The organism is Halomonas terrestris, assembly GCF_049166755.1.
In the GTDB taxonomy this organism is placed as follows: Bacteria; Pseudomonadota; Gammaproteobacteria; order Pseudomonadales; family Halomonadaceae; genus Halomonas.
Window position 1 is genome coordinate 41,042 of sequence record NZ_JBMHFZ010000011.1, and the last position, 24,908, is coordinate 65,949.

Consider the following 24,908-nt stretch of genomic DNA (forward strand, 5'->3'; position numbering starts at 1 on the left):
TGTATGGACTTGGAGACGCAATGGGGCCGGGGGGCAGGGATGTCGTATTACCTATACTGGGGCAAGGCGAAACCGGCCGATGGGGGCGATAGCTGCCACTTGTTGCCTTTCCACAGCCTGGATGTGGCAGCCGTGGGGTGGCATCTGCTCGATCCGCGGCGTCCCCTGGCCCAGCGTCTGGCCAGCCAACTGGTGATGTCTCCTGAAGCGCTTCGGCCATTCCTCGTTTTCCTGCTCGGCTTGCACGATCTTGGCAAGTTTTCCCGCGCCTTCCAGGGGGTGGCCTGTCCCGAGGGGGTCGCGCTGGCCTCCCCGATCGAGCGGATGGCCTATACCGAACGCCATGACCGGCTGGGGGCCTTGCTGTGGCAGGCATTCTGGATCGAGTGGCTGCAGGACGGTACCTTGCGCTGGCCCGATCGAGACCTCGACCGCAGGACGCGTCGTCAGCTCAGCGAGACGCTGAGAGTCATCCTGTCCCCGATGTTCGGGCACCATGGCCAGCCGGTGGAAGCCGGTCGGCTGGAGCCGACGGAGTTCTTCGGGCATGACGACAGCGCCTCGGATATCGAGGCGGCGCGTCAGTTCATCGCCGACTGGGCTGACCTGATCGGTCTCGATTGGCCATGCGGGCAGTTGGTCTCCCCTGAGTGGCGCGAGGCCTTCCAGGTGATGAGCTGGACGATCGCCGGCTGGGCCACCCTCAGTGACTGGCTGGGGTCGAATCGCGACCACTTTTCTTATTGTCAGGGCGCGATGCCGCTGGGCGAATACTGGCCACTGGCGCTTGAGCGGGCCGAGCGAGCGCTGGAGGAGAGTGGATTCGCGCACCCTCCCGAACCGGTGCCCTATGCTGGCCTTGCCAGCTGGTTTGGCGGCCAGTCGGTCACGCCGACCCCGCTGCAGCGGGAGGCCGAGGCCCTCCCCATTGGCGATGGTCCCCAACTGTTCGTCCTCGAGGACGTGACCGGCGCCGGCAAGACCGAGGCGGCTTGTATCCTCACCCAGCGCCTGCTGGCGGCCGGTCATGGCGAGGGCCTCTACTTCGCATTGCCGACCATGGCGACCTCCAACGCCATGTATGAGCGATTGGGGGATCTGCATCAACGTTTCTATGCTGCGGCGTCTCGTCCTTCCTTCGTGCTGGCCCATGGCGCTCGCGAACTGAATGATACCTTCGTGAAGTCGGTAGCGGTGGAGCAGCCGGAAGATTGGAACTACGCCACCGATGACATGACGGCGACGACGCACTGCAACCGTTGGCTGGCCGATTCGCGCAAGAAGTCACTGCTCGCCGATGTCGGAGTCGGCACCATCGATCAGGCGCTGATGGGGCTGCTGCCGTTTCGGCATCAGTCACTGAGATTGTACGGCCTGGCTCGCAAGGTACTGATCGTCGATGAGGTGCATGCCTACGATCATTACATGCAGACCCTGCTCCATCAGCTGCTGGCGTATCACGCGCGCCAGGGTGGCAGTGCCATCCTGCTGACCGCGACCATGCCGTTGGCCATGCGCGAATCCCTGACCACAGCGTGGCGTGAGGGGTTGGGGCAGTCCCCGGTCGCTCTGCAGGAAGAGGCATTCCCGCTGATGACCCAGGTCGGCCATGACCTGGAGCGAGAAACCCCTCTGGCGACACGCCCCGAAGTCGTTCGAGAGGTGGGCGTCGACTGGCTGACCACGGAGGAGCAGGCGCTCGACATCGTGATGGCGGCGGTAGAGGCGGGGGAGTGCGTCGCCTGGGTGCGCAATACCGTGGACGATGCCATTCGCGCCTATGAACAGCTACGCCAGCGCCATTCCGATCCCGAGCGCTGCCTGCTGTTCCATAGCCGCTTCGCGATGACCGATCGCCAACGCATCGAGTCGGACGTCATCGCGCGACTGGGCAAGGTCTCCACTCCCGACCAACGTCGCGGCCAGGTGCTGATCAGTACGCAGGTCTTCCAGGAATCCCTGGATTGCGATGTTGATCATATGGTCAGCGACTTGGCTCCCATCGATCTACTGATTCAGCGCGCCGGGCGCCTGCAGCGTCATGTGCGTGGCCCGCGTCGCGCCCCCGTGCTCGCCATCCTGGCGCCGGAGTGGAGCGACTCACCGGATGCTCAGTGGCTGAAGCGCACCCTGCCGGGCACCCAAGCGGTCTACCGCGATACGTCTCTGCTCTGGCTGACCCAGCGCGTGCTGCGCGAGCTCGGGGCGGTTCGCATGCCCGATGAGGCGCGGACCCTGATCGAGAGCGTGTACGGCCGGGTCGCCGACCTGGTACCGGATGACCTTCAGGATTCGCGTATCGAGCAGCACGGCATGAAACGCGTGGCTGTCTCGATGGCCAACTTCAACGCCCTGTCACTCGAGCAGGGCTATCTTCGTCATCCCGAGGCCGATCAGTGGCAGGAGGAGCTGGAGATCGGTACGCGTCTGGTCGACGAACCGACGCTCAACGTCGTGCTGCTCAGATGCACGGTCGATGGCGAACTGGCGCTGTGGGCCGAGGGCGAGCGCCACGCCGCCATGCTCAGCCAGGTCAAGCTGCGCCAGAGCCAGGCGGAGAAGCTCGCGGACTTGCCGGCCAGTTTCCAGGCCAAGTGGGAAGCCTTGCAGGAGCACCACAAGGCGTTGCGCTTCACCCGGCCCTGGCTGGTCGAGGCCGATAGCGATTGCGCCTATGACGCCCAGTGGGGGGTGAGGTTTTCACCGAACACAGATAACCAGGGGGACGGATGTGAATCTGCTTAACGATCCATGGCTGCCTTTCCGTAACAGGGAAGGAAACGTTATCTACCGGCCACCCATCGCGGTGGCAGATCCCGACATGATTGACCTCGCCCTGCCACGAGCCGATTTCCAGGGCGCCGCCTATCAGTTCCTGATCGGCCTGTTGCAGACCGCGCTGCCGCCGCAGGATCACGGCGACTGGCTGGACCGCTTTATCGAGCCGCCCAGCATTGAAGAGCTGGAGGCCGCCTTCGCGTCCCTTGCCGATGCCTTCGAGCTGGATGGTGACGGCCCGCGCTTCATGCAGGACCTCGACCCGCTCGACGACGTCAAGGACGGCACGGTCAGCGGCCTGCTGATCGATGCGCCAGGCGCGAACGGCATCAAGAACAACACCGACTTTTTCGTCAAGCGTGGGCGTGTCGAGGCGATGTGCGCGGACTGTGCCGCCCTGGCCCTGTTCACCATGCAGATCAATGCTCCCGCCGGTGGGGCCGGCATTCGCGTCGGCCTGCGAGGCGGCGGACCACTGACCACCCTGGTGCTGCCCGAATCGCCCGATGCCAACCTATGGTCCCGGCTGTGGCTGAACGTCGTGACATCCAGGGCGCTGACGCGGTCCGGGCAGGCGTGGCAGGTGCCGCGTACCGATGACGACACCCTGTTCCTGTGGATGTCGCCGACCCGGGTCAGCGACAAGAAGGGCACGGAAGTCCTGCCCGAAGGCATGCATTCGCTGCACCCCTATTGGTCGATGCCGCGCCGCTTCCGCCTGTTGTTCGAGGACGGCCCGTGTCGCTGCGACATCTGTGGGCGCGAAGCGACTCGCTCTGTGGGTCGAATCCGCGCCAAGAAGCAAGGCGCCAACTACGATGGGCCCTGGCTGCACCCGATGACGCCTTACCGTCGCGACCCCAAGAAGCCCAATGAACCACCGCTGTCCACCAAGGGGCAGCCAGGAGGGCTGGGCTACCAGCACTGGTCGAACCTGGTGCTGCAGGATGCCGACACCAGCGGCGCGCTGCCCGCCTTGGTGGTGCAGGACTATGTCTCGGAAAAGGTGCGAGCCGTCGACGAGGAGCGCCGTTTCGGTGAGGAGATCGCCGTGCTGCTCAAGCATGCCCGACTGTGGGCCTTCGGCTATGACATGGACAACATGAAGCCCCGCGGCTGGTACAGCGTCGAGATGCCGCTGGTGGCCGTGCCTCCCGCGCAGCAGGAGCGGCTGCGTGCCTGGGTACAGCGCTTCACCGACCTGGCCCGTCAGATCGCCTGGATGGTGCGTACCCAGGTCAAGAATGCCTGGTTCGACCGTCCCTCCGAAGCCAAGGGCGACATGAGCCATATCGATCTGGCCCTCTACGACGCCACACGCGGCGCCTTCTTTCATGCATTACACGGTTTCCAGCAGACGCTGGCAAAGGCAGACGACGCGCCGCGCCTGCCTCCCGATGTGGCCGAGCGGTGGTACCGCACGCTGAAGCGCGAGGGGATGGCACTGTTCGAGGAACAGGCGCTGAGCGGTGCACTGGAGGCCGTGGACCTGCAGCGTGCGACCGCGGCTCGGCGTCAGTTGCAGAGTTTCCTGGCCGGGCGCAGCAAGGGCAGCAAGGCCATTCGTCAATTTGCCGAGACCGGCGGCTTCGCCTTGGTCGCCGAGCCGGCAACCACCGAAGAGGGCGTGTCATGAGTGAAACGGAACTCGCACCCGCAGCGGAGGCCCCGCCGCGCGTACCCGAGCGACCCTATGCCATCGAGCGCAGGGAAGCCGATGCCCTGCGGCGTTGGTGGCAGCGCCTGACGTTGTCCGCGGAAGCGTTGAAGGGCCATACCGAGGCCCCGCCCTGGCCCAAGGGCATGCGGGCGACACTACGACGCTGCGACACCATCGAGGCGGCGATGCTGACGGAGGCCTTCCGCCACCTCTGGAGCTTGTTACCTGCGAAGGAGGATCAGACGGAAAGACAGCGGGACCAGCGATTGCAGGCATGGGCCTGTATCGCGCTGGTGGTGACCGAGCTCCGCGAGGACGCGGCCAAGATGCCGTTGGGTGCGCGCCTCGGACAGCAGAAGCGTGAAACCGGCAAGCCGTATATGAGCGAGCTTCGCTTCCAGCAGCTGATGACATCGCGTACCCCGGAGGAACTGGTACAGCGCCTGCGCCGTGCGCTGGCGCTGATCGACAAGCGCGGTGTCAGCGTCGTGCACCTGGCCGACAACATCGCGCTGTGGTGGCGTGAATATCAGGGAGGGATTTCGCCGCAACCCACCCGGCGACTGGGCTTCCTCTGGGCCAATGACTACTTCGGTGCCACGGCCGGCTATCGGCAAGATAACGAGTGATTCGTCAACGACGACAGGGAGTAATGCACATGAGCCATTTCATCCAGCTGCACCTGCTGACCGCCTATCCGCCCGCCAACCTCAACCGCGACGACCTGGGGCGCCCCAAGACCGCCATCATGGGTGGCGCCAAGCGATTGCGCGTGTCGTCGCAGAGCCTCAAGCGGACCTGGCGGACCTCGGCGCTGTTCGAAGAAGCCGTGGGTCAGCACCGCGGCATGCGCACCAAGCAAGTCGGGATCCAGGCCGCCAAGCGCCTGCAGGAAAAAGAGGTGAAAGAGAAAGATGCCCAAGCCTGGGCCACGGAGATCGCCAAGGTCTTCGGCGATGTCGCCAAGGGTGAGCTGGAAACCAGTCAACTGGTTCACATCGGTCCCGAGGAGCAGGCAGCGGTCGATGCGCTGGTAGAGAAGCTTGCCGACGAGAATCGAGCGCCGGACAAGGAGGATCTCGACCTGCTCCGCCACAAGCCGGCCGCCGTGGACATCGCACTGTTCGGTCGCATGCTGGCGGCGTCACCGGCCTTCAACGTCGAGGCTGCCTGTCAGGTCGCCCATGCGATCACCGTGCATGCCGCCGAGGTCGAGGACGACTATTTCACGGCGGTGGATGACCTCAATACCGGCGACGAGCATCGCGGTGCGGCGCACGTCGGGGAGGCCGGTTTCGGTGCGGGCCTGTTCTACGGCTATGTGTGTATCGATCGCCGGCAACTGATCGAGAACCTCAAGGGTGATGATGCCCTGGCGGACCGTGCCATCGCGGCCCTGGTGGAAGCCGCCGTGAAGACTTCGCCCAAGGGCAAGCAGAACAGCTTCGGCTCCCGTGCTCACGCCAGCTATGTACTGGCCGAGAAGGGGGACCAGCAGCCGCGTTCGCTATCTGTCGCGTTCCTGCGCCCGGTTCAAGGTGAGCATCAGGCCATGGAGGCGATTTCTCGGCTTGAACGTCAAGTCAACAAGTTCGATGAAGCTTATGGCCCGGGAGCTGGTCAGCGTTTCGTAGTGGCTGCTGAAGTGGATTACGAGAAGTCGAAGTTGGAAGGCTCTGTCACGCAAGGCGGATTGACTTCGCTGCTCGACTTCCTGACCAACGAGCAGTAAGGAGTCGTCATGACGGAGTATCTGGTCTTTCGACTCTATGCGCCGCTCGCCAGCTGGGGTGAGGCGGCAGTGGGCGAGTCGCGCCCTTCCGCCACTTACCCTGGGCGCAGTGCCATCATCGGGTTGCTCGGTGCGGCGCTGGGCGTGCGCCGGGATGACGACGAAGGGCAGCGCCAGCTGCGCGACAGCGTCGGTATCGCCATCAAGCAGCGCTCTCCCGGCAGCCTGCTGCGCGACTACCACACCGTACAGGTGCCGGCATCGCAATCCAGGGTGACCTACCGCACCCGGCGGGATGAATTGAGCGCCCCGCGTAAGGTCATCCATACCATCCTCTCCAGCCGCGACTATCGTTGCGATGGCCTGTGGACTATCGCTGTCTGGCTGACGCCCCAGGCGGAGTTGACGCTTGAGGACCTGGAGGAGGCGCTCAAGATGCCATGCTTCACGCTCTACCTCGGGCGCAAGGCGTGCCCGCCGGCGGCGCCGCTGGCGCCGCGCCGGGCGTCGTTCTCCCGGCTGCGGGACGCCCTGGATGCCGGCTTTCCCCCGCTATTCGGAAAGGATGAGGGAGATGAGCATAGGGCCCTGAGACTGCCGGACAGCGTGGTCTACGCCTGGGAAGGTGATGCCAAGGCCCTGGATGGTGACGGTCATGGCGTGGAGTCCAGCGAGGTCTGGGATGTGCCGCTCAATCGCCGTCGTTGGCAGTTCGGGCCGCGTGCTGAATACCGGCGCATCGTGCAGGCAAGGGAGGACGGCTGATGTATCTTTCACGCGTACGTGTCGATCTCAATGGCCTCTCTCGGGGGGCCTTGTTCGAGATCATGGGCGGTGGAGCCTACGCCGCCCACCAGCTGCTCTGGCAGTTGTTCCCAGAGCATCAAGGCCAGCGGCCGTTCCTGTTCCGCCAGGAAATGGATGAATCCGAGGGCGGAGGTGCAACGCGCGGACTGCCGTTGTTCTACGTGCTGTCCGATCGCGAGCCGATGACCATTTCCGGACTGCTCGAGGCGCAGTGCAAGCCGTTCTCCCCGGCGCTGGAAGTCGGGGATCGGCTCGCCTTTCGCCTGCGGGCCAACCCCACCGTGGCGAAGTCGGTGTCGGGCAAGCGGGGACAGCGTGCCGATGTGCTGATGGCGGCCAAGTACCCCTTCGAGGCCGGCAGGGCGCGGACCAGTAATGCCTGCACCGAGGCGATGGATCATGCCGCTCGTGAGTGGCTGGTAACACGCGTGGAGTCCTGGGGCTTCCGTTTGCCGGTCGAACCCGAAGTGGGAGCCTATCGTCAGCATGCTCTGCCGAAGGACAAGGGCCGCCCTATCCGCTTTTCCAGCGTCGACTATGAAGGCCTGCTGGAGGTCACCGACCCGGGCCGGTTGATCGAAACGCTGGCTCAGGGCGTTGGGCGAGCCAAGGCCTTCGGCTGTGGGCTGATGTTGGTTCGCCGGCCTTAGCGACACCTCACAGGCAGGGAGGCCAGTATGGGCTTTATTCCGCTCAAGCCGATCCCCGAGAAGGATCGCATGTCGATGATCTTCGTCGGCATGGGGCAGATCGATGTGCGTGACGGCGCCTTTGTCGTCATCGACGAGGTCAATGGCGAGCGTATGCATATCCCGGTGGGCTCGGTCGCCTGCCTGTTGCTGGAACCCGGCACCCGGGTTTCCCATGCGGCCGTCAAGTTGGCGGCAACCGTGGGCACCCTGTTGATCTGGGTTGGCGACGCGGGCGTACGGCTCTATAGCGCCGGTCAGCCTGGTGGTGCGCGGTCCGACAAGCTGCTCTATCAGGCACAGCTGGCGCTGGATGACAGCCTACGCCTGAAGGTTGTGCGCAAGATGTTCGAGCTGCGATTTGGTGAGCCTCCGCCCTCGCGACGTAGTGTCGATCAGCTCCGCGGCATGGAAGGCGCTCGGGTCCGCAAGACCTACCAGCTGCTTGCCAGGCAATATGGCGTCAAATGGCATGGCAGGCGTTATGACCCGGCCAAGTGGGATGCCTCGGATGTGGCCAACCAGTGCCTGTCCGCTGCGACGGCGTGCCTGTACGGAATCACCGAGGCGGCGATCCTGGCGGCGGGCTATGCGCCGGCCATTGGCTTTCTCCACACCGGCAAGCCGCAGAGCTTTGTTTACGATATCGCGGATATCGTCAAGTTCGAAACGGTGGTGCCGGCGGCCTTTCGGGTAGCAGCACGTAGCCCGGTAACGCCGGAACGCGAGGTGCGTATCGCCTGTCGAGACGCCTTCAAGCAGACGAAACTGCTGCAGCGGTTGATCCCGATGATCGAGGAGGTGCTGGCGGCTGGCGAGATCGACCCGCCTCCACCGGCACCTGAGGCCATGCCGCCGGCCATTCCCGAGCCGGAATCTGTCGGCGACCAAGGGCATCGGAGCAAGTGATATGGCGATGTTGGTCGTAGTGACCGAAGCGGTGCCGCCGCGCCTTCGCGGCCGACTCGCCGTCTGGCTGCTGGAGATTCGTGCCGGCGTCTACGTCGGTGATGTCACCAAGCGCGTACGCGAGATGATCTGGGAGCAGATCAATGCCTTGGCCGAGGAGGGCAATGTCGCCATGGCCTGGGCCAGCAACCATGAGTCCGGCTTCGCATTCCAGACCTATGGCGAGAATCGCCGCGAGCCGATTGATCATGACGGTCTACGGCTGGTGCGTTTTCTGCCGCCTCAGTCAACCGATTGATTTTTCAGGATCTTTAACAATGTGATCTGGTTAAAAAGTAAGCAAAATCGCCGGTGGAAATTCCGCTGGCGATTTTCTTCTTTGTAAACAAGTGGCTACAATTAGACCGATCCCCGCAGGCGCGGGGCTCAACCGCTCGATGCCTACAAAATCGAATCCGCCATAGTCCGATCCCCGCAGGCGCGGGGCTCAACCGCTGGTCCACGCATACTCGTGAGAAGCAAAGCTCCGATCCCCGCAGGCGCGGGGCTCAACCGCGCGTTCTCCATGTCGTTCGCATGCTCCGACTCCGATCCCCGCAGGCGCGGGGCTCAACCGAGCGGTCACGGAATCGAGCACTACCGACTGGTCCGATCCCCGCAGGCGCGGGGCTCAACCGCTGGATCATTCCTTACCCTCCAACCGATCAACCCGATCCCCGCAGGCGCGGGGCTCAACCGCTAAAACTCTCATCCTCGTGATAACAAAGAACCCGATCCCCGCAGGCGCGGGGCTCAACCGGAAGACGTTGATGAGTGCGTGAAGCGCCTTGTCCGATCCCCGCAGGCGCGGGGCTCAACCGTATCGTCGAGCAAAATGTAAAGCAAAGATGATCCGATCCCCGCAGGCGCGGGGCTCAACCGTCCTCACCCTTCAGTTGGCGTGCTTCCTCAAACCGATCCCCGCAGGCGCGGGGCTCAACCGACCACCACCAGGGTCCGGCTGCTGGGCACGAACCGATCCCCGCAGGCGCGGGGCTCAACCGCCCTCCGGGGCCGCCACCTGCTGGCCGCTGGCCCGATCCCCGCAGGCGCGGGGCTCAACCGGCATCGAGCGAGGCTCGTTGGCGCTCTCCCGACCGATCCCCGCAGGCGCGGGGCTCAACCGCGCTTGTGCTCGATGGCGCCTCCGGACAGCACCCGATCCCCGCAGGCGCGGGGCTCAACCGCCGATCATGATGCGGTCGAGCGCCTGCTGGCGCCGATCCCCGCAGGCGCGGGGCTCAACCGGATGCCCGGGATGAGGCGATGAAGCGGCGAGGCCGATCCCCGCAGGCGCGGGGCTCAACCGGAGTAGGGCGGCGATGACCAGCAGGCGCATATCCGATCCCCGCAGGCGCGGGGCTCAACCGATTGCTTACATGAGCACTCAATCAGAACGAATCCGATCCCCGCAGGCGCGGGGCTCAACCGGGCTCGGCACCCTGAGCCATTCGTCATAGGTCCCGATCCCCGCAGGCGCGGGGCTCAACCGACAGTGGCGACCAGGCTACAGATCGGCCTGAGCCGATCCCCGCAGGCGCGGGGCTCAACCGCCCCTGTCTCCAGGGGCTGTCAGGGCTTACAGCCGATCCCCGCAGGCGCGGGGCTCAACCGTCAGGTCACCGGCTGCGTGGGCTTCCGTGGAGCCGATCCCCGCAGGCGCGGGGCTCAACCGGACACGGACCAACCGGTAGACTTGGACCTGATCCGATCCCCGCAGGCGCGGGGCTCAACCGTCAATGGCGCGATTCAGCCCATTCAGCAGCAGCCGATCCCCGCAGGCGCGGGGCTCAACCGCCGCCACCCCGGCCGCCGCTGCCGCCTCCCGTCCGATCCCCGCAGGCGCGGGGCTCAACCGTTCTTGGCCATCTGCTCGATCCACTTGCGCGACCGATCCCCGCAGGCGCGGGGCTCAACCGCCTTCGCCCCGTGTCGCTTGGTGTACCCCCCTCCGATCCCCGCAGGCGCGGGGCTCAACCGGTTGCTGACGGGGCGAGAGGGTACAGCCGACCCCGATCCCCGCAGGCGCGGGGCTCAACCGACCCACGCATCCATGCCCGCTGCGTTTGGGCCCCGATCCCCGCAGGCGCGGGGCTCAACCGGGGCCGCGCCTCATGGCGGTGCATTTCGTCAACCGATCCCCGCAGGCGCGGGGCTCAACCGGGGAGGGCGCGGCGATGAGCTGGCGCAACTATCCGATCCCCGCAGGCGCGGGGCTCAACCGCTTACTGCATAAGCTTCCCCTGTCCGTTCGCTCCGATCCCCGCAGGCGCGGGGCTCAACCGCCCTGAACGCCTGCGGCCGCCTGAAACCGGGTCCGATCCCCGCAGGCGCGGGGCTCAACCGCCGGGGAGTACCTGAGCGCATGACCGACAAAGCCGATCCCCGCAGGCGCGGGGCTCAACCGTACAACGGCCGCCTGACCATGGCCACCCAGCGCCGATCCCCGCAGGCGCGGGGCTCAACCGTCGATCTCCCCCACCACGACAGACTCTGCAGCCCGATCCCCGCAGGCGCGGGGCTCAACCGGCTGTCCTTGCTGAAGCCCTCGGCATAGGCGGCCGATCCCCGCAGGCGCGGGGCTCAACCGCAGGCGCGCTGCCAAGCGGCAGGCTCGGGCTGCCGATCCCCGCAGGCGCGGGGCTCAACCGGACGCCTTCGAGGCGATCGGAACGACAACACACCGATCCCCGCAGGCGCGGGGCTCAACCGCGCATGAGCCCCACCGTGCAGAACCTGGCGGCCCGATCCCCGCAGGCGCGGGGCTCAACCGCCTGGCCAGGGCAGTACATGCAGTATCACGTCCCGATCCCCGCAGGCGCGGGGCTCAACCGCTCACCCTGATCCAGCGCGACGCCTTCGGCACCCGATCCCCGCAGGCGCGGGGCTCAACCGCCAGCACGGTTCTTGTGCAGCCAGGATTCCAACCGATCCCCGCAGGCGCGGGGCTCAACCGTCGGACATCGACACCACCAAATATGCTGTCGCCCGATCCCCGCAGGCGCGGGGCTCAACCGCTGTCCCAGCCGGCGGATGCTGCCCATGGTGACCGATCCCCGCAGGCGCGGGGCTCAACCGATGCTCAAGGCGCTCAACCCCCACTGGCACGACCGATCCCCGCAGGCGCGGGGCTCAACCAATCAGGGCCGCCATGCGGCACAAGGGGATAAACCGATCCCCGCAGGCGCGGGGCTCAACCGCTATCTTTATGAATCAGGCAGAAAGAATCAGGCCGATCCCCGCAGGCGCGGGGCTCAACCGCCCTGGCGAATGGCTCCAGCGTTGAGTGAAGCCCGATCCCCGCAGGCGCGGGGCTCAACCGCCCGAGCGGCTGCACCGCGGCCAGGCGTGGGACCGATCCCCGCAGGCGCGGGGCTCAACCGGCCGCCTTCGTGGGATTGGCGGTGCTGCTCACCCGATCCCCGCAGGCGCGGGGCTCAACCGAAACCGAGGCCGCCCGGGAGCGGGAGCCCATCCCGATCCCCGCAGGCGCGGGGCTCAACCGGTGGAGAAGCTGATGGACAGCAAGCGGAAGGTCCGATCCCCGCAGGCGCGGGGCTCAACCGCTCAATGAGATGACCAACTTCTTGAAGGCATCCCGATCCCCGCAGGCGCGGGGCTCAACCGTCGTTTTCGCCAAGGATGGCGAGCCAGGCGAGCCGATCCCCGCAGGCGCGGGGCTCAACCGGGATAATGGATCGTAGATACGCACGCGATAAGCCGATCCCCGCAGGCGCGGGGCTCAACCGTCGATCATGTATTTCTGCACCTGCCCCTGGTGCCGATCCCCGCAGGCGCGGGGCTCAACCGTCCTCTACTTCCTGCAAGCTGCCGAATACCGGCCGATCCCCGCAGGCGCGGGGCTCAACCGTCGCCACACTCTCAGAGTTAGACGGCAGGGACCCGATCCCCGCAGGCGCGGGGCTCAACCGCATTAGCGAAGGGCAGCTTTCGGTAGGCTTTGCCGATCCCCGCAGGCGCGGGGCTCAACCGTCCTTAACGCCTATCCAGTCTTTGAGGCGCTCCCGATCCCCGCAGGCGCGGGGCTCAACCGCCGGAAAGCTCTACATCGACTACGACTACACCCCGATCCCCGCAGGCGCGGGGCTCAACCGCGATTGGCGATAGAGGATGCGGAACCGTAATACCGATCCCCGCAGGCGCGGGGCTCAACCGTCCTCGACTTCCTGCAAGCTGCCGAATACCGGCCGATCCCCGCAGGCGCGGGGCTCAACCGGCTCCAGCGGCGTCCGCATCCCCGAGCATAACCCGATCCCCGCAGGCGCGGGGCTCAACCGGACCGCGGTGGGGGGATAGTCTGAATGTGTGTCCGATCCCCGCAGGCGCGGGGCTCAACCGGAGATACCCCCTCGCGACAACGAGGGCTGGGCCCGATCCCCGCAGGCGCGGGGCTCAACCGGAAATACTGGAGGATGGTGGTATCGGTGCCGCCCGATCCCCGCAGGCGCGGGGCTCAACCGCCGGCCTGGGCCAGAAACCTCTGTGCCTCACCCCGATCCCCGCAGGCGCGGGGCTCAACCGGCGTCCCCGGGCTCGATGGGTAGCCCGGCGATCCGATCCCCGCAGGCGCGGGGCTCAACCGTCGATGCCGGGGTAATCGACATGGCTCTGCACCCGATCCCCGCAGGCGCGGGGCTCAACCGTCATGACAGACCGCGAACTGCTAGAGCGTGCGCCGATCCCCGCAGGCGCGGGGCTCAACCGGTGGCGTCGCAGGCAAACTCGAATGGCCGCACCCGATCCCCGCAGGCGCGGGGCTCAACCGCCGTCATGGCACTCGACCAGCTTCGCGTATTCCCGATCCCCGCAGGCGCGGGGCTCAACCGCGCCTTGAACACCAGCAGGTAACCGCGCTCGGCCGATCCCCGCAGGCGCGGGGCTCAACCGCGCTCGTCGTCGGGGGTCTCGACGCTGTAGAGCCGATCCCCGCAGGCGCGGGGCTCAACCGGTCGGGAACTCGCCGAGGCCGCTGTCGAAGGCCCGATCCCCGCAGGCGCGGGGCTTGAGCTGATGGCCAGCCATGAATGTCTCGACGATGGAGGCATGTTCGCCGAAGAAGGCGCCGAGGTTGCCCCTATGGGGTCAGACCCCAGCCAAGTCACGAAGCCCGTCATGGCGCGCCTTGCGAGCGGATTCTACGCCGCCGGGGTCTGACCCCCTAGGGCCTCCCGGAGCTGGCCGTCCAGCGCCAGAGGCCCCGCGGCATGCTGATCTTGCAGCGAGTGTCCCGCCCGTGCCATTCACCTCTGGACGCATTTGAAAGCGCCCGCTGGAAGCCATATACCTGAAAGGGAAGGAGCCGACAGGCAAGCAACCGCGCCGCCACGGTGATACCCCGCCGGATGCGGCCAACCCGGAGGCAGTCCATGCAGCGCACGACCGACATGCCCGCCAGCGTCACCGCGACACTCAATTATCTGGTCAAGCGCGATGCGAAGCCCTACGTGCACACCGAGGCGCTGACCGGTGACAGCGAGCCGCACTACTTCGCCGAGGAGGAGGCGCGGGAGGTCACGCTGCACGATGGCCGTCCGCTGGCGGATGGCTTGTCCCTGGACAGGCAGGGGTTCGAGCTGCATCGGCAGGAGACGGCGGTCGACGACCTCTACGACGATGCGTCGGTCGAAACCGCCTACTATGCCGAGGTCGAGGCCCTGATCAAGGCGCTGACCGGCGCGAGCCGGGTGGTCATCTTCGATCACACCCGACGCAGCGATGCCGAGCAGCGGGATATCCGCGGCCCGGCCAGCCGGGTGCACAATGACTACACCGAGCACTCGGGGCCCGAGCGTATCCGCGACGTGCTGGGCAGGGACGAGGCCGCCGCGCTGGAGGCGGTGCCGGTGGCCCAGATCAACCTGTGGCGCCCGATACGCGGGCCGGTGCAGCGCTCGCCGCTGGCCTTGCTGGACGCCACGACGCTCGATCCCGGCGACCTGCTGGCCACCGACCTGGTCTATCCGGATCGCATCGGCGAGATCTACCACCTGGCCTACAACCCCCGCCAGCGCTGGTACTACTTTCCCGACATGCGGCGTGACGAAGCCCTGCTGATCAAGGGTTACGACTCGCGTCGCGACGGCCGTGCCCGCTTCACCCCCCATACCGCCTTCCAGGACCCCCGTACGCCGCCGGGTGCCCCGCCGCGCGAGAGTATCGAGGTCCGCACCCTGGCCTTCTTCGGCTAGCTTCCTGTTACCCTTCGGGCAAGCCTCATCCATCGCAAGGAACCGTGCCATGACCCCCGACACCCCCTTCGCCAAGACCCTCGCCGCCATCGATGCCCTGCACGCGGAGGACCCGCGCCGTGTCGAGGTCGAGGGCGAGTCGCTGCCGCTGGAGCTGTGGCATGGCCGGCGGATGAGCGCCTGGCTCGAGCAGTTGGTGGAGGCGCCGGACGAGCTGGTGCAGCTGGCGGTGCGGGCGCAGCACCTGCAGCGCTGGCAGGTGCCGCGCGGCGACTACCCCGAGGGGCGGGTTGGCTACCTCACCTGGCGGCGCGACCAGGGCAAGCGCGCCGGCGAGACCACCGCGAGGCTGATGCAGGAGGCCGGCTACGCGGCGGAGCAGGCCGAGCGGGTGGCGGCGATGATCCGCAAGCAGGGCCTGGGGCGCGACGAGGGCACCCAGGCGGTGGAGGACTGTGCCTGCCTGGTGTTCCTGGAGAACTACTTCGCCGACTTCTCGAAGCAGGTGGAACATGACCACCTGATCCGCATCGTGCAGAAGACCTGGAGGAAGATGTCGCCACGGGCCCACGAGCTGGCGCTGGGCCTGCCCATGGCCCCCGAGGCGCGGGGACTGGTGGAGGAGGCGCTGGCCGGGTAGCGCCGGCGCCGGGACAGCACGCGGGCGGGCTGGGTGACCCGGCCCGCCCGCGGCGTTGCGGTTGGCGGAAGGGCGATCAGGGGATCAGCGTGCGGGCGGATTCGAGATAGATCTCGCCGTTGGTACGGACGCGCTCGACGTTGCCGGTCTCCGACCCGAGGTGGACCTCTTCCAGTACCTCGGCCATCTCCTCCACCTCCTCGCTGATCTTCTCCAGGGCATTCTCCAGGGTGTAGGTGAGGACGTGGATCTCACCGATCTCGCGCATGGTCAGCTCATCCCTGGCGAGCAGGTCGGCAAGCTCCTGGTTGTACTTCGAGAAGTTGGCCACTGCCTCGGCCAGGGTGTCGGAAGGCTCCCCCTCGAAGTGCTCGCCGGGCTTCTCCTCGGCGAGGGCCGGGAGGGCCATCATGGCGGTAAGCAAGGCGGTCAAGGCCAGTTTCTTCATGTGGGATCTCCTGATCATCGATGAGAAGCATTCTCATCACAATGTCAGGATAGCTGCGCCCGGAGGGCCGTGGTTGACCTGCGTCAAAGTGTCACCACCAGCGCGTCCCGCGTCTCGCAGGGCTTGCCGTGGCGCAGGACGAGGCGCCGCTCGGTGAGGTTCATCACCACGGAAAACAGCGTCTCCATGCGCTCCTCGGGCGGCTGCGCGGGGTTGAAGTGACGACAGATCGACAGCGGGGCACCGTGATGGTCGCTGAGGATGTCGAACAGGGCGGCCTCGTCCACCTCGGCATCGGTGGCCAGCCGCTCGCCCAGCAGGGCGTCCAGGCGGGCCAGTCGGGGCCGGGAGTCGGGACGCGGGAAGTCCTCGACCTGGCAGGTGGCCGCCCGGGCATAGAGGTGGTTGGTGTGGGTGACCACGCCGCCCGCGGCCTCGAGCCGGCCGGGCTCTCCGGGATGGACCTCGAGCCCGGTGGCCTGGCCCCCCTCGTTGCCGACCTGAGCGCCGGCGATCAGGAAGTGGGCGGGGGAGCAGACCCGGTCGCGGGTGGCCACGCCGATGGCGCGCTCCATGTCGGGGCTTTCCAGGATCTTGCGCAGGGCGACGTGGATCGGCAGCCCCTCGCCGCAGGTGCGGGAGCGGATGGCATTGAGGCAGACGCCGATGCCGTGGGCATTCATGCCGATCTTGGCCACCATGCCGGCCTCGCCGATGCTGACCAGCGGGGCGCTGCCCTCGCCGGCGATCTTGAGCACCACGACGTTATGCAGCTGGTCGGTGCGCCAGTCCCAGTTCTGGGCCAGCCACTGGCAGCCTTCCCGCTGCAGGGCGAAGGCGGAACAGCCGCCGCTGGCCCGGGTCAGCGAGATCTCGCTGCGGCAATTGAGCGTCAGGATATCGTCGAGGTCGACGCCGGCACCACGGGCGATGCCCGCCATCTCGTCGAGGATCTCGGGAAAGCCGCGATTGATCATGGCGGCGAAACGCCCGGCTTCCTGCCGGGCTTCCTTCCAGCGGATGCCGACGAAATCGAGAAACAGCCTGTCGTAGACCTCGATGCTGCGATGGATGAGCCGGGCATGGGCCAGGCCGTGGGTCTCGCCGATCTCGTGCCGGGATCCGGAGAGCTCGGTGATGCGCATGGCTACAGGGCCTCGTCGAGCAGCTCGAGGAAGGCGGCCCAGGACTTCTCGTCGGCACGCTCCTGGTAGCTCTCGCTGCCGAACACGGTGAAGCCATGGGGGGCGCCGGAGTAGACCTGGATCTCGTAGGGGGTGCCGGCGGCCTCGAGCTCCTTGCCCAGGGTGGCGACGTCGTCCAGCGAGATGGACTGGTCGGCACCGCCGTGGGCGATCAGGACCGGGCCGGCATCCCCGCGCCACTGCTGGCCCTCCGGGGTGGTCAGGCCGCCATGGAAGCTGGCGTAGCCTTCCACATTGCTGGCCTGGCCGGAGCGGGCCAGCTCCAGCGCCACGGCACCGCCGAAGCAGTAGCCCATCACCACCGCCGGTTCCGCCGCGCCCTGGGCACGGGCCTCGGCCAGGCCGCCGAGCGTCAGGCGGCGCATGCGTGCACGATTCTCGTAGAGGCGCTGGGTCTCGGCCTTGCGGGCCTCGAGCTCGGCGGGGCGGTTGCCCTGGCCGTAGAGGTCGAGGGCGAAGGCGTCATAGCCCCGTTCGGCCAGCAGGTCGGCCCGGCGGCGCTCGTAGTCGTCCAGGCCGTCCCAGTCGTGGATGATCAGTACGGTGCCCCGAGCCTCACCCTCGGCGGTGACCAGGTAACCCTCGAAGGTCTCGTCGCCGACATCGTAGACCAGGTCGTTGCCGGCGGGGGTGAAGGCGCTGGCGCTGGTGGCCAGGCCGAGGGTGGCGAGCAGCACGGTGGAAGCGGTCAGGGGGTGCATCGGGAAGACTCCTGTCAGGGGCGTAGGGATCCTGCCCTACATTATAGGCATCCGGAGCGGCCGGTTGCCCGTCAGCGTTGAAGGGGCGGAAGGTTCTCCATGACCGTGAAATGGCACGGTCGTTCAGGCGGTTGCCGGCGTATCGGCGATGCCTAACGTTGGCAGTGGGGGCTTGTGTTTTGGGCTCGCTCCTTCCAGATTTAGGTCGTGAACGATACGCAACCTGAAACGTGCACGCACTGCGATTTCCAGGGTGCACGCTGTCATGACGAAGGGGAACAACAACCATGAAGAAGAGCGTACTGTCGATGGCCGTGGCGGCCTCCGCCCTGGCCCTGACCGGAGCGGCCCAGGCCGAGGTCAAGATCGGTTTCCTGGGCGGCTTCACCGGGGGGATCGAGAGCCTTACACCGCCGATCTTCGACGGCGCCCAGCTGGCGGTGCAGCAGGTCAACGAGCAGGGCGGCATCCTGGGGGGCCAGGAGCTGGTGATTCCCAGCGGCGACACCACCTGCAGCGATGCCTCGGCGGCGTCCAACGCGGCGGACCGCATGGTCAACTCCGAGCAGGTCACCGCCATCGTCGGGGCCCTGTGTACCGGTGCCACCATCGCCGCGGCCAACAACGCCGCCATTCCCGGCGGGGTGGTGATGGTCTCGCCGGCCTCCACCGCCCCCGCGGTGAGCGAGCTGGACGACAATGACCTGGTGTTCCGCACCGTGCCCTCCGATGCCTTCCAGGGCGAGATGCTGGCCAAGCTGCTGCTGGAGAAGGGCATCGACGAGGCCGCGGTGACCTACGTCAACAACGACTACGGCCGCGGCCTGGCGGACGCCTTCACCGCCGCCTACGAGGCCGGTGGCGGCCTGGTGGCCGAGAACCTGGCCCATGAGGACAACCGCGCCGACTACCGCTCCGAGCTGGGCTCGCTGTCGGCCACCGGCGTCGAGAACCTGGTGGTGCTGGCCTATGCCGATACCTCCGGCCAGACGGTGCTGCGCCAGGCCTACGAGAGCGGCATGTTCACCACCTACGTGGGGGCCGACGGCATGGTCGGTGACAGCCTGGTCGAGGCGGTGGGCGCTGACGTGCTCGATGGCATGATCGCCACCCGTCCGGGCAGCCCCGATCTGCCGGGCACCGACATCTTCAACGAGGCGGCGGAAGCGGCCGGCTTCGACCCGAGTGCGGTGTTCGCCGCCCAGGCCTATGACGCCGCCTTCCTGCTGGCCCTGGCCATCGAGCAGAATGGCTCCGCCGAGCGCGAGGGGCTCTCCCAGGCCCTGCGCAGCGTCTCCAGCGCCCCCGGCGAAGTGATCCTCCCGGGTGAGTGGGAGAAGGCCGTGGAGCTGATCGCCGCCGGCACCGAGATCAACTACGAGGGCGCGTCCGGCAGCCACGAGTTCGACGAGAACGGTGACGTGCCGGGCGTGGTGGTCGAGATGGTCGTCGAGGATGGCCGTTTCGTCAGCAAGGGCTTCGTGGACCTCTGATCGGCGAGACCCGCCGAGCAGGCACCAGGGAGAAAGGCCCCGGCAGCTCAGCTGCCGGGGCCTTGTCGTGTGCCGGAGGGCTCGCTCGAGTCGCCGTCAGCTGTGGTGTTTCACCTTCTCGGGCAGCAATCCCTTGGGGGCGAAGCGCAGCACCAGGGTGATCAGCAGGCCGATCACGAATACCCGGGCCTGCAGGGCGCGACTCTCCAGGTTGCCGGGCGCATCCCAGCCGAAGGCCCCTTCGCCGAAGCTCACTGCCAGCTGCATCAGGAACAGCGCCAGCGGTTCGGACATGATCCAGATGACGTAGACCGCCACGGCGCCGAAGATGGTGCCCAGGTTGTTGCCCGGGCCGCCGAGGATCACCATCACCAGCACCAGGAAGGTGTGGTTGAGCGGCAGGTAGCCCTGGGGGTCGAACATGCTGTTGAAGCTGCCGAGCGCCGCCCCGCCGATGCCCATCAGCACACAGCCCAGCACGAAGATCTCCAGGCGCCGCCTGTTGATGTCCTTGCCCATGGCCGCGGCGGAGACCTCGTTGTCGCGGATGGCGCGGATCATGCGGCCCCAGGGGGCATGGTAGGCGCGGTGCAGCAGGAAGAAGATCGCCGCGATCATCACCGCCGTGACCGAGAGGTAGAGGGCCCGGCTCAGGGTGAAACCCAGTTCGGCGGGGCCCGGGGTCGGCCAGGGCAGTGGCGAGACGGTGGCGGTGCCGCGGGTCAGCCAGTCGGAGTTCTTGAGGAAGGCCTTGATGATCTCGGCGATGCCGAGGGTGGCGATGGCGAGGTAGTCGCTGCGCAGCCCCAGGCAGATGTGGCCGATGAAGTAGCCGACGCCACCGGCCAGCGCCCCGCCGACGATCCAGCCGGTCCAGGCCGGCAGGCCCAGGCCGCCGATGAAGCCGGCCCGGGACTCGATCTCGCCGGTGACGCCGCGCAGCATGCTGATGACCGCCAGATACAGCACCACCGCCAGCACCACGGCGATCACCGTGCGCAGCCTGCGGGGGACCCCCAGGCGATCGAGCCGGGTCGCGCCGAAGACGAGCAGGACGGCCCCGATCAGGTAGAGCAGCGCGATGCCCAGTTCGCCGGGCAGCTCGGTGCCCCAGAAGGCCTCGTTGATCGGCACGCTGAAGAACATGGCGGCGAAGCCGCCCAGGGCGACGAAGCCCATCACCCCGGCGTTGAACTGGCCGGCGTAGCCCCACTGGATGGTCAGGCCCAGGGCCAGGATGGCGTAGCAGGAGGCCTCGACCAGCATGCGGGTGCTGTAGGCGGCACCCATCACGGCGTAGACGCCGAGCACGGCCACCAGCAGGGCGGCGAACAGCACCACCTCGCGCAGCGGGAAGCGGCGTGGGGTGGCAACGGTGTCGGTGCGTGTCGTGTTCATCAGATCACCTTGCCCTTGAAGAGTCCGGTGGGGCGCCACACCAGGATGGCGACCAGGATGAAGAAGGGCACCACGATCTTGTACTCGGTGCCGACGAAGGCCAGGTTGCGCGGCAGTTCCAGCCACTCGGGGAAGTGCGCCTGCAGCGGTCGCAGCAGCACCGACCAGTTGAACACCGCGAGCGTCTCGGCGAAGCCCACCACGAAGCCACCGGCGATGGCGCCGTAGGGGTGGCCCACGCCGCCGACGATGGCCGCGGCGAAGATCGGCAGCAGCAGGAAGAAGCTCAGGTCCGGCTTGAAGGTGACATCCAGCGACAGCAGGGTGCCGGCGATGGCAGCCAGGCCCCCGGCGATCATCCAGGTCACCGCCACGATGGTGGTGGTATTGATGCCCGAGGCCTGGGCCAGATCGGGGTTGTCGGACATGGCGCGCATCGCCTTGCCCAGCCGCGAGCGGCTGAGGAAGAGGTGCAGCCCGACCACCGCGGCGATGGTCAGCACGAAGAGGATGACCTGCGGCTCGGTGACGATCACCGGGCGGGTGACGGCCTCGAAGGGCAGCTCGAGCCGGTAGATCTCCTTGCGCTCGCCGATGTAGAGGCTCTGGCCGCCGGTGCCGGCGAACAGCCGGATGAGCCCCTGCAGCATCAGGGTCACGCCCAGCGAGCCGATGACCATGACGATGGGCTTGACCCCGTGGGCGCGCAGCGGCTTGTAGAAGGCGCGGTCGATACCGACCGCGAGGGCGGCGGTGAGCGCCATGGCCAGCGGCAGCATGACGATGGCGGTGGGCAGCCCCACGGCGCTGCCCGCGCCGGGGAAGGCGGCCGTGAGCAGAAGCACCATGAAGGCACCGAAGGTCATCATGTCGGCGTGGGCGAAATGGGCGAAGCGCATGATGCTGAAGATCAGCGTCACGCCGACGGCGCCGATGGCGTAGATCGAGCCGGTCACGCTGCCGGCCACCACCACGTTGTTGATGAAGAAGACCAGTTCGTTCAAGACGTGTTCTCCGCGGGTTGTCCCTAGAGGGCGCGAGTGCGAGGGGCTCAGCCGCCCAGGAAGCTTCTGGCGACCTCGGGGTCGGCCAGCAGCGCGGCGCCGGTGTCGGTGAAGCGGTTCTGGCCGGCGGCCAGCACGAAGCCCTTGTCGGCGATGGCCAGTGCCTGCTTGGCGTTCTGCTCCACCATCAGGATGCCGACGCCGGCGGCGTTGATCTGCTTCACTCGCTCGAAGATCTCGTTCATGTAGAGCGGCGAGAGGCCGGCGGTGGGCTCGTCGAGCAGCAGCAGGCTGGGCTCGGCCATCAGCGCCCGCCCCATGGCGACCATCTGGCGCTGGCCGCCGGAGAGCTCGCCGGCGGGCTGGTGGCGCTTGTCGTAGAGCGGCGGGAAGAACTCGTAGACCTGCGCCAGCATGCGCTTGACGTTCTGGGGCTTGAGGAAGGCCCCCATCTCCAGGTTCTCCTTCACCGTCAGGCTCGGGAAGACGTTCTTCTCCTGGGGGATGAAGCCCATGCCCTTCTGCACCAGCTTGTTGGGGGGCAGGTTGTGGATCGGCTCGCCGCGCAGCAGGATCTCGCCCTGGTTGACGGTGAGCAGGCCGAATACGGCCTTGAGCATGGTCGACTTGCCGGCCCCGTTGGGGCCGACGATCACGCCGATCTCGTCGGCCTCGATGGCCATGTCCACCCCGTTGAGGATGTTCATGCCGCCGTAGCCGCCGTGCACGTCGCGTGCTTCGAGTAATGGCATCGGTGGTTCCCTGCGTAATGACGGTGTTCTTGTTATCGGGGCGCCGTCAGGCGGCGCCGGCGCCCCTCAAGCGACGTTGGAGCCGAAGTAGGCCTCGATCACCCGGGGGTTGTTCTGGATCTCCTCGATGGTGCCCTCGACCATCACGCTGCCCTGGGCCAGCACGATCACCGGGTCGCAGAGCCGCGCGATCATGTCCATGTCGTGCTCGATGACCAGGAAGGTGTAGCCGAGCTCGCGGTTGAGGCGTTCGATATTGCCGACCAGGTCGCCCAGCAGGGTGCGGTTGACCCCGGCGGCGATCTCGTCGAGCAGCACCACCCGGGCATCGGTCATCATGGTGCGGCCGAGCTCGAGGAGCTTCTTCTGCCCGCCGGAGAGGTTGCCGGCCAGTTCGTTGCGCACGTGGTGCAGGCCGATGAAATCGATCACCTCGAGCGCCTTGCGGCGTACCTCGGCCTCCTGCAGCGACACCAGCGAGGGCTTGAACCAGGCATCGAACAGGCTCTCGCCGGCCTGGTGCGGCGGCACCATCATGAGGTTCTCCAGCGCGGTCATCTGGGAGAACTCGTGGGCGATCTGGAAGGTGCGCAGGAGTCCCTTGTGGAAGAGTTCGTTGGCCGGGCGGTTGGTGATCTCCTCACCGTCGAGCAGGACCTGGCCGCTGTCCAGCGGCAGGGCGCCGGCGATGATGTTGAAGAGGGTGGACTTGCCGGCCCCGTTGGGGCCGATGAGCCCGGTGATCGAGCCCTCCTCGACCTGGATCGAGCAGTCGTTGATGACCTTGAGGCCACCGAATGCCTTGTGGACGTGTCGAACGTCGATGATGGCTGCCATGTCCCGTTCCGTTGTTGTTGGGTAGCGAGGCCCGGTGCTGCCCGGGCGTGCGTGTCGAGGGCCTCCCTCGCGGGGCCGTGCCGAGGGTCACTGCTCCTGGCTGTCCTCGACCAGGAAGGTGCGCCCGGCGGCGAAGGCGCCGACGATCACCAGCGCGCCGATGGCCGGGATCAGGTAGCCCTCGACCTGCGGGATGCTGCGCAGGAAGACGAAGGCCACGGCGGCCGGGGCCACGAAGCGCACCAGGAAGCGCCAGATGCCGAACCAGGTTTCATTGGTGCGCATCTCCTTCATCACCTCGGAGTGGGTCAGGGCCCAGCCGGCGAACAGCGCGATCAGCAGGCCGCCCAGCGGCATGAAGATGTTGGTCAGCAGTTCGATGACGTCGAAGGCGCTGCGGCCGAACAGGGCATGGAAGAGGGTGCCTTCGGCGTAGATGTTGAAGCTGACCACGGTGAGCAACCCCAGCGCCCAGCTGGCCGTCACCATGAGGGTGACGGCCTGGGGGCGGGTCAGGTCGAAGCGCTCGACCAGGAAGGCGGCCACCGGCTCGATCAGCGAGATCGACGAGCTGATGGCGGCCCCCAGCACCAGGATGAAGAAGACCCCGCCGACCAGGGCGCCGAAGGGCATCTCGGCGAAGGCCAGCGGCAGGGTGACGAACATCAGGCCGGGGCCCTGGCCCGGGCTCAGGTCGGCGCCGAACACCAGCGAGAAGATGGCCAGGCCCGCCACCATGGCCACCGCGGTGTCGACGATGGCGATGGCGATGGCGGTGCGGGTCAGCGAGGCATCGCTGGACATGTAGGCGCCATAGGCCATGATCGCGCCCATGCCGAGGCTCAGGGTGAAGAAGGACTGGCCCATGGCCTGCAACCAGCCCTCGAGGCTGAGGTCGGCGAGGTTGAAGGTGAACAGGAAGCTGGCGGCGGCGGCGAAGTTGCCATTGCTGATGCCGTAGAAGAGCACCAGGAGCAGGATCACGAACAGCGCCGGCATGAGGATGCGCAGGCTGCTCTCGATGCCCTTGTGGATGCCCATGCCGACGATCAGCCCCGAGGCGATGATGAACAGGGTGTGGTAGAGGGTGAGCAGGGCCGGCGAGGCGAGCAGGGCGTCGAAGCCGGCGCCGATGGTCTCGGCATCGGCACCGGCCAGGGAGCCGGTGAGCATCTGCCAGGTGTAGTGGATCGCCCAGCCGGCGATCACCGAGTAGAAGCTCAGGATCAGGAAGGCCGAGGAGGCGCCCAGCCAGCCGATCGATTCCCAGGCCCGCGAGGTGTTGTGGGTGCGGGTCAGGTGGCGCATGCCCATGATCGGGCTCTGGCGGCTGTTGCGTCCGAGCATGGTCTCGGCGATCAGGATCGGGATGCCGACGGCGAAGATGGTCAGGGCGTAGACCAGGATGAAGGCACCGCCGCCGTTCTCGCCGGTGAGGTAGGGAAAGCGCCACAGGTTGCCCAGGCCGACCGCCGAGCCGACGGCGGCCAGCAGGAAGGTGCCCTTGTGTGTCCAGACGTTGTGCGTGCTCATGGGGGTTCCGGATGGTCTCTGTCGGGCCTCGTGGGCCCTGGCCTGGTCTCTTGGACCAGCGCATCGAGTCTCGG

At 67.0% G+C, this 24,908-nt stretch carries 19 protein-coding genes and 1 CRISPR repeat array; of the genes, 11 read left to right on the top strand and 8 right to left on the bottom strand.

The annotated features are described in order from the left end of the window. Positions 1-3: 3 nt before the first annotated feature. The 10 genes from cas3 (at position 4) to ACOMD9_RS12070 (ending at position 15,463) form a co-directional block, all read left to right on the top strand. Positions 4-2,745 carry a CRISPR-associated helicase Cas3' gene (cas3, locus tag ACOMD9_RS12025; protein ID WP_421415156.1) on the top strand — a complete coding sequence of 914 codons (2,742 nt, stop codon included), beginning with the start codon at positions 4-6 and terminating at the stop codon, positions 2,743-2,745. After that, entirely contained in the window at positions 2,732-4,414 is a 1,683-nt protein-coding gene (gene casA, locus ACOMD9_RS12030; protein ID WP_421415157.1) for a type I-E CRISPR-associated protein Cse1/CasA, read from the top strand. Before cas3 ends, casA begins: the two co-directional genes overlap by 14 nt. After that, positions 4,411-5,067 (top strand): type I-E CRISPR-associated protein Cse2/CasB, encoded by a 657-nt coding sequence (casB, locus tag ACOMD9_RS12035; RefSeq protein ID WP_421415158.1) that lies wholly within the window; start codon positions 4,411-4,413, stop codon positions 5,065-5,067. Before casA ends, casB begins: the two co-directional genes overlap by 4 nt. A 29-nt stretch (positions 5,068-5,096) precedes the next feature. Further along, positions 5,097-6,170 (top strand): type I-E CRISPR-associated protein Cas7/Cse4/CasC, encoded by a 1,074-nt coding sequence (gene cas7e / locus ACOMD9_RS12040; RefSeq protein ID WP_421415160.1) that lies wholly within the window; start codon positions 5,097-5,099, stop codon positions 6,168-6,170. Between the two features lie 9 nt (positions 6,171-6,179). Next, the gene (gene cas5e / locus ACOMD9_RS12045; protein WP_421415162.1) at positions 6,180-6,935 is read left to right on the top strand and encodes a type I-E CRISPR-associated protein Cas5/CasD; all 756 of its coding nucleotides are present in this window, start codon (positions 6,180-6,182) and stop codon (positions 6,933-6,935) included. Then, a complete protein-coding gene (gene cas6e, locus ACOMD9_RS12050; protein WP_421415164.1) occupies positions 6,935-7,627 on the top strand; it encodes a type I-E CRISPR-associated protein Cas6/Cse3/CasE in 693 nt (230 codons plus the stop codon). The genes cas5e and cas6e overlap by 1 nt, the downstream gene beginning before the upstream one ends. Before the next feature lie 27 nt (positions 7,628-7,654). Further along, positions 7,655-8,575, top strand: coding sequence for a type I-E CRISPR-associated endonuclease Cas1e (gene cas1e, locus ACOMD9_RS12055; protein WP_421415166.1), 921 nt, complete (start codon positions 7,655-7,657; stop codon positions 8,573-8,575). Position 8,576: 1 nt separating this feature from the next. Beyond that, on the top strand, positions 8,577-8,873 hold the full coding sequence (gene cas2e / locus ACOMD9_RS12060) for a type I-E CRISPR-associated endoribonuclease Cas2e (RefSeq protein WP_421415169.1): 297 nt from the start codon (positions 8,577-8,579) through the stop codon (positions 8,871-8,873). A gap of 106 nt (positions 8,874-8,979) precedes the next feature. Beyond that, positions 8,980-13,644: a CRISPR direct-repeat array (repeat unit 29 nt; unit sequence CCGATCCCCGCAGGCGCGGGGCTCAACCG). A 357-nt stretch (positions 13,645-14,001) separates the two neighbouring features. Continuing rightward, positions 14,002-14,823, top strand: a complete 822-nt coding sequence (locus tag ACOMD9_RS12065) for a CmcJ/NvfI family oxidoreductase (protein WP_421415172.1) — start codon at positions 14,002-14,004, stop codon at positions 14,821-14,823. Positions 14,824-14,872: 49 nt separating this feature from the next. Further along, entirely contained in the window at positions 14,873-15,463 is a 591-nt protein-coding gene (locus ACOMD9_RS12070; protein ID WP_421415173.1) for a DUF4202 domain-containing protein, read from the top strand. A 76-nt stretch (positions 15,464-15,539) separates the two neighbouring features. On the opposite strand, the gene ACOMD9_RS12075 is transcribed toward ACOMD9_RS12070, so the two are convergent. The 3 genes from ACOMD9_RS12075 to ACOMD9_RS12085 all read right to left on the bottom strand — a co-directional run bounded on the left by ACOMD9_RS12075 (position 15,540) and on the right by ACOMD9_RS12085 (position 17,817). Beyond that, positions 15,540-15,911: a DUF6746 family protein gene (locus ACOMD9_RS12075; RefSeq protein WP_421415175.1), complete on the bottom strand. Its 372-nt coding sequence runs from the start codon at positions 15,909-15,911 to the stop codon at positions 15,540-15,542. Between the two features lie 83 nt (positions 15,912-15,994). Continuing rightward, positions 15,995-17,056 (bottom strand): C45 family autoproteolytic acyltransferase/hydolase, encoded by a 1,062-nt coding sequence (locus ACOMD9_RS12080; RefSeq protein ID WP_421415177.1) that lies wholly within the window; start codon positions 17,054-17,056, stop codon positions 15,995-15,997. 2 nt (positions 17,057-17,058) lie between these two features. Beyond that, the gene (locus tag ACOMD9_RS12085) at positions 17,059-17,817 is read right to left on the bottom strand and encodes a dienelactone hydrolase family protein (RefSeq protein WP_421415179.1); all 759 of its coding nucleotides are present in this window, start codon (positions 17,815-17,817) and stop codon (positions 17,059-17,061) included. Positions 17,818-18,104: 287 nt separating this feature from the next. Here ACOMD9_RS12085 and ACOMD9_RS12090 point away from each other — a divergent pair, with 287 nt between their 5' ends. Further along, a complete protein-coding gene (locus ACOMD9_RS12090; RefSeq protein WP_421415181.1) occupies positions 18,105-19,310 on the top strand; it encodes an ABC transporter substrate-binding protein in 1,206 nt (401 codons plus the stop codon). A gap of 96 nt (positions 19,311-19,406) precedes the next feature. On the opposite strand, the gene ACOMD9_RS12095 is transcribed toward ACOMD9_RS12090, so the two are convergent. The 5 genes from ACOMD9_RS12095 to ACOMD9_RS12115 all read right to left on the bottom strand — a co-directional run bounded on the left by ACOMD9_RS12095 (position 19,407) and on the right by ACOMD9_RS12115 (position 24,834). Continuing rightward, complete coding sequence (locus ACOMD9_RS12095; RefSeq protein WP_421415184.1) at positions 19,407-20,708, bottom strand: branched-chain amino acid ABC transporter permease; 1,302 nt, start codon at positions 20,706-20,708, stop codon at positions 19,407-19,409. After that, positions 20,708-21,712, bottom strand: a complete 1,005-nt coding sequence (locus tag ACOMD9_RS12100) for a branched-chain amino acid ABC transporter permease (RefSeq protein WP_421415186.1) — start codon at positions 21,710-21,712, stop codon at positions 20,708-20,710. The genes ACOMD9_RS12095 and ACOMD9_RS12100 overlap by 1 nt, the downstream gene beginning before the upstream one ends. A 47-nt stretch (positions 21,713-21,759) precedes the next feature. Further along, positions 21,760-22,464, bottom strand: coding sequence for an ABC transporter ATP-binding protein (locus ACOMD9_RS12105; RefSeq protein ID WP_421415188.1), 705 nt, complete (start codon positions 22,462-22,464; stop codon positions 21,760-21,762). Between the two features lie 66 nt (positions 22,465-22,530). Beyond that, positions 22,531-23,301 carry an ABC transporter ATP-binding protein gene (locus ACOMD9_RS12110; protein WP_421415190.1) on the bottom strand — a complete coding sequence of 257 codons (771 nt, stop codon included), beginning with the start codon at positions 23,299-23,301 and terminating at the stop codon, positions 22,531-22,533. 87 nt (positions 23,302-23,388) lie between these two features. After that, positions 23,389-24,834 (bottom strand): sodium-dependent transporter, encoded by a 1,446-nt coding sequence (locus ACOMD9_RS12115; protein ID WP_421415192.1) that lies wholly within the window; start codon positions 24,832-24,834, stop codon positions 23,389-23,391. Between the last annotated feature and the right edge of the window lie 74 nt (positions 24,835-24,908).

Coding starts and splice junctions, on each gene's coding strand:
- cas3 (WP_421415156.1), top strand. CDS start 4: ATGGACTTGGAGACGCAATGGGGCCGGGGGGCAGGGATGTCGTATTAC.
- casB (WP_421415158.1), top strand. CDS start 4,411: ATGAGTGAAACGGAACTCGCACCCGCAGCGGAGGCCCCGCCGCGCGTA.
- cas7e (WP_421415160.1), top strand. CDS start 5,097: ATGAGCCATTTCATCCAGCTGCACCTGCTGACCGCCTATCCGCCCGCC.
- cas5e (WP_421415162.1), top strand. CDS start 6,180: ATGACGGAGTATCTGGTCTTTCGACTCTATGCGCCGCTCGCCAGCTGG.
- cas6e (WP_421415164.1), top strand. CDS start 6,935: ATGTATCTTTCACGCGTACGTGTCGATCTCAATGGCCTCTCTCGGGGG.
- cas1e (WP_421415166.1), top strand. CDS start 7,655: ATGGGCTTTATTCCGCTCAAGCCGATCCCCGAGAAGGATCGCATGTCG.
- cas2e (WP_421415169.1), top strand. CDS start 8,577: ATGGCGATGTTGGTCGTAGTGACCGAAGCGGTGCCGCCGCGCCTTCGC.
- ACOMD9_RS12065 (WP_421415172.1), top strand. CDS start 14,002: ATGCAGCGCACGACCGACATGCCCGCCAGCGTCACCGCGACACTCAAT.
- ACOMD9_RS12070 (WP_421415173.1), top strand. CDS start 14,873: ATGACCCCCGACACCCCCTTCGCCAAGACCCTCGCCGCCATCGATGCC.
- ACOMD9_RS12075 (WP_421415175.1), bottom strand. CDS start 15,911: ATGAAGAAACTGGCCTTGACCGCCTTGCTTACCGCCATGATGGCCCTC.
- ACOMD9_RS12080 (WP_421415177.1), bottom strand. CDS start 17,056: ATGCGCATCACCGAGCTCTCCGGATCCCGGCACGAGATCGGCGAGACC.
- ACOMD9_RS12085 (WP_421415179.1), bottom strand. CDS start 17,817: ATGCACCCCCTGACCGCTTCCACCGTGCTGCTCGCCACCCTCGGCCTG.
- ACOMD9_RS12090 (WP_421415181.1), top strand. CDS start 18,105: ATGAAGAAGAGCGTACTGTCGATGGCCGTGGCGGCCTCCGCCCTGGCC.
- ACOMD9_RS12095 (WP_421415184.1), bottom strand. CDS start 20,708: ATGAACACGACACGCACCGACACCGTTGCCACCCCACGCCGCTTCCCG.
- ACOMD9_RS12105 (WP_421415188.1), bottom strand. CDS start 22,464: ATGCCATTACTCGAAGCACGCGACGTGCACGGCGGCTACGGCGGCATG.
- ACOMD9_RS12110 (WP_421415190.1), bottom strand. CDS start 23,301: ATGGCAGCCATCATCGACGTTCGACACGTCCACAAGGCATTCGGTGGC.
- ACOMD9_RS12115 (WP_421415192.1), bottom strand. CDS start 24,834: ATGAGCACGCACAACGTCTGGACACACAAGGGCACCTTCCTGCTGGCC.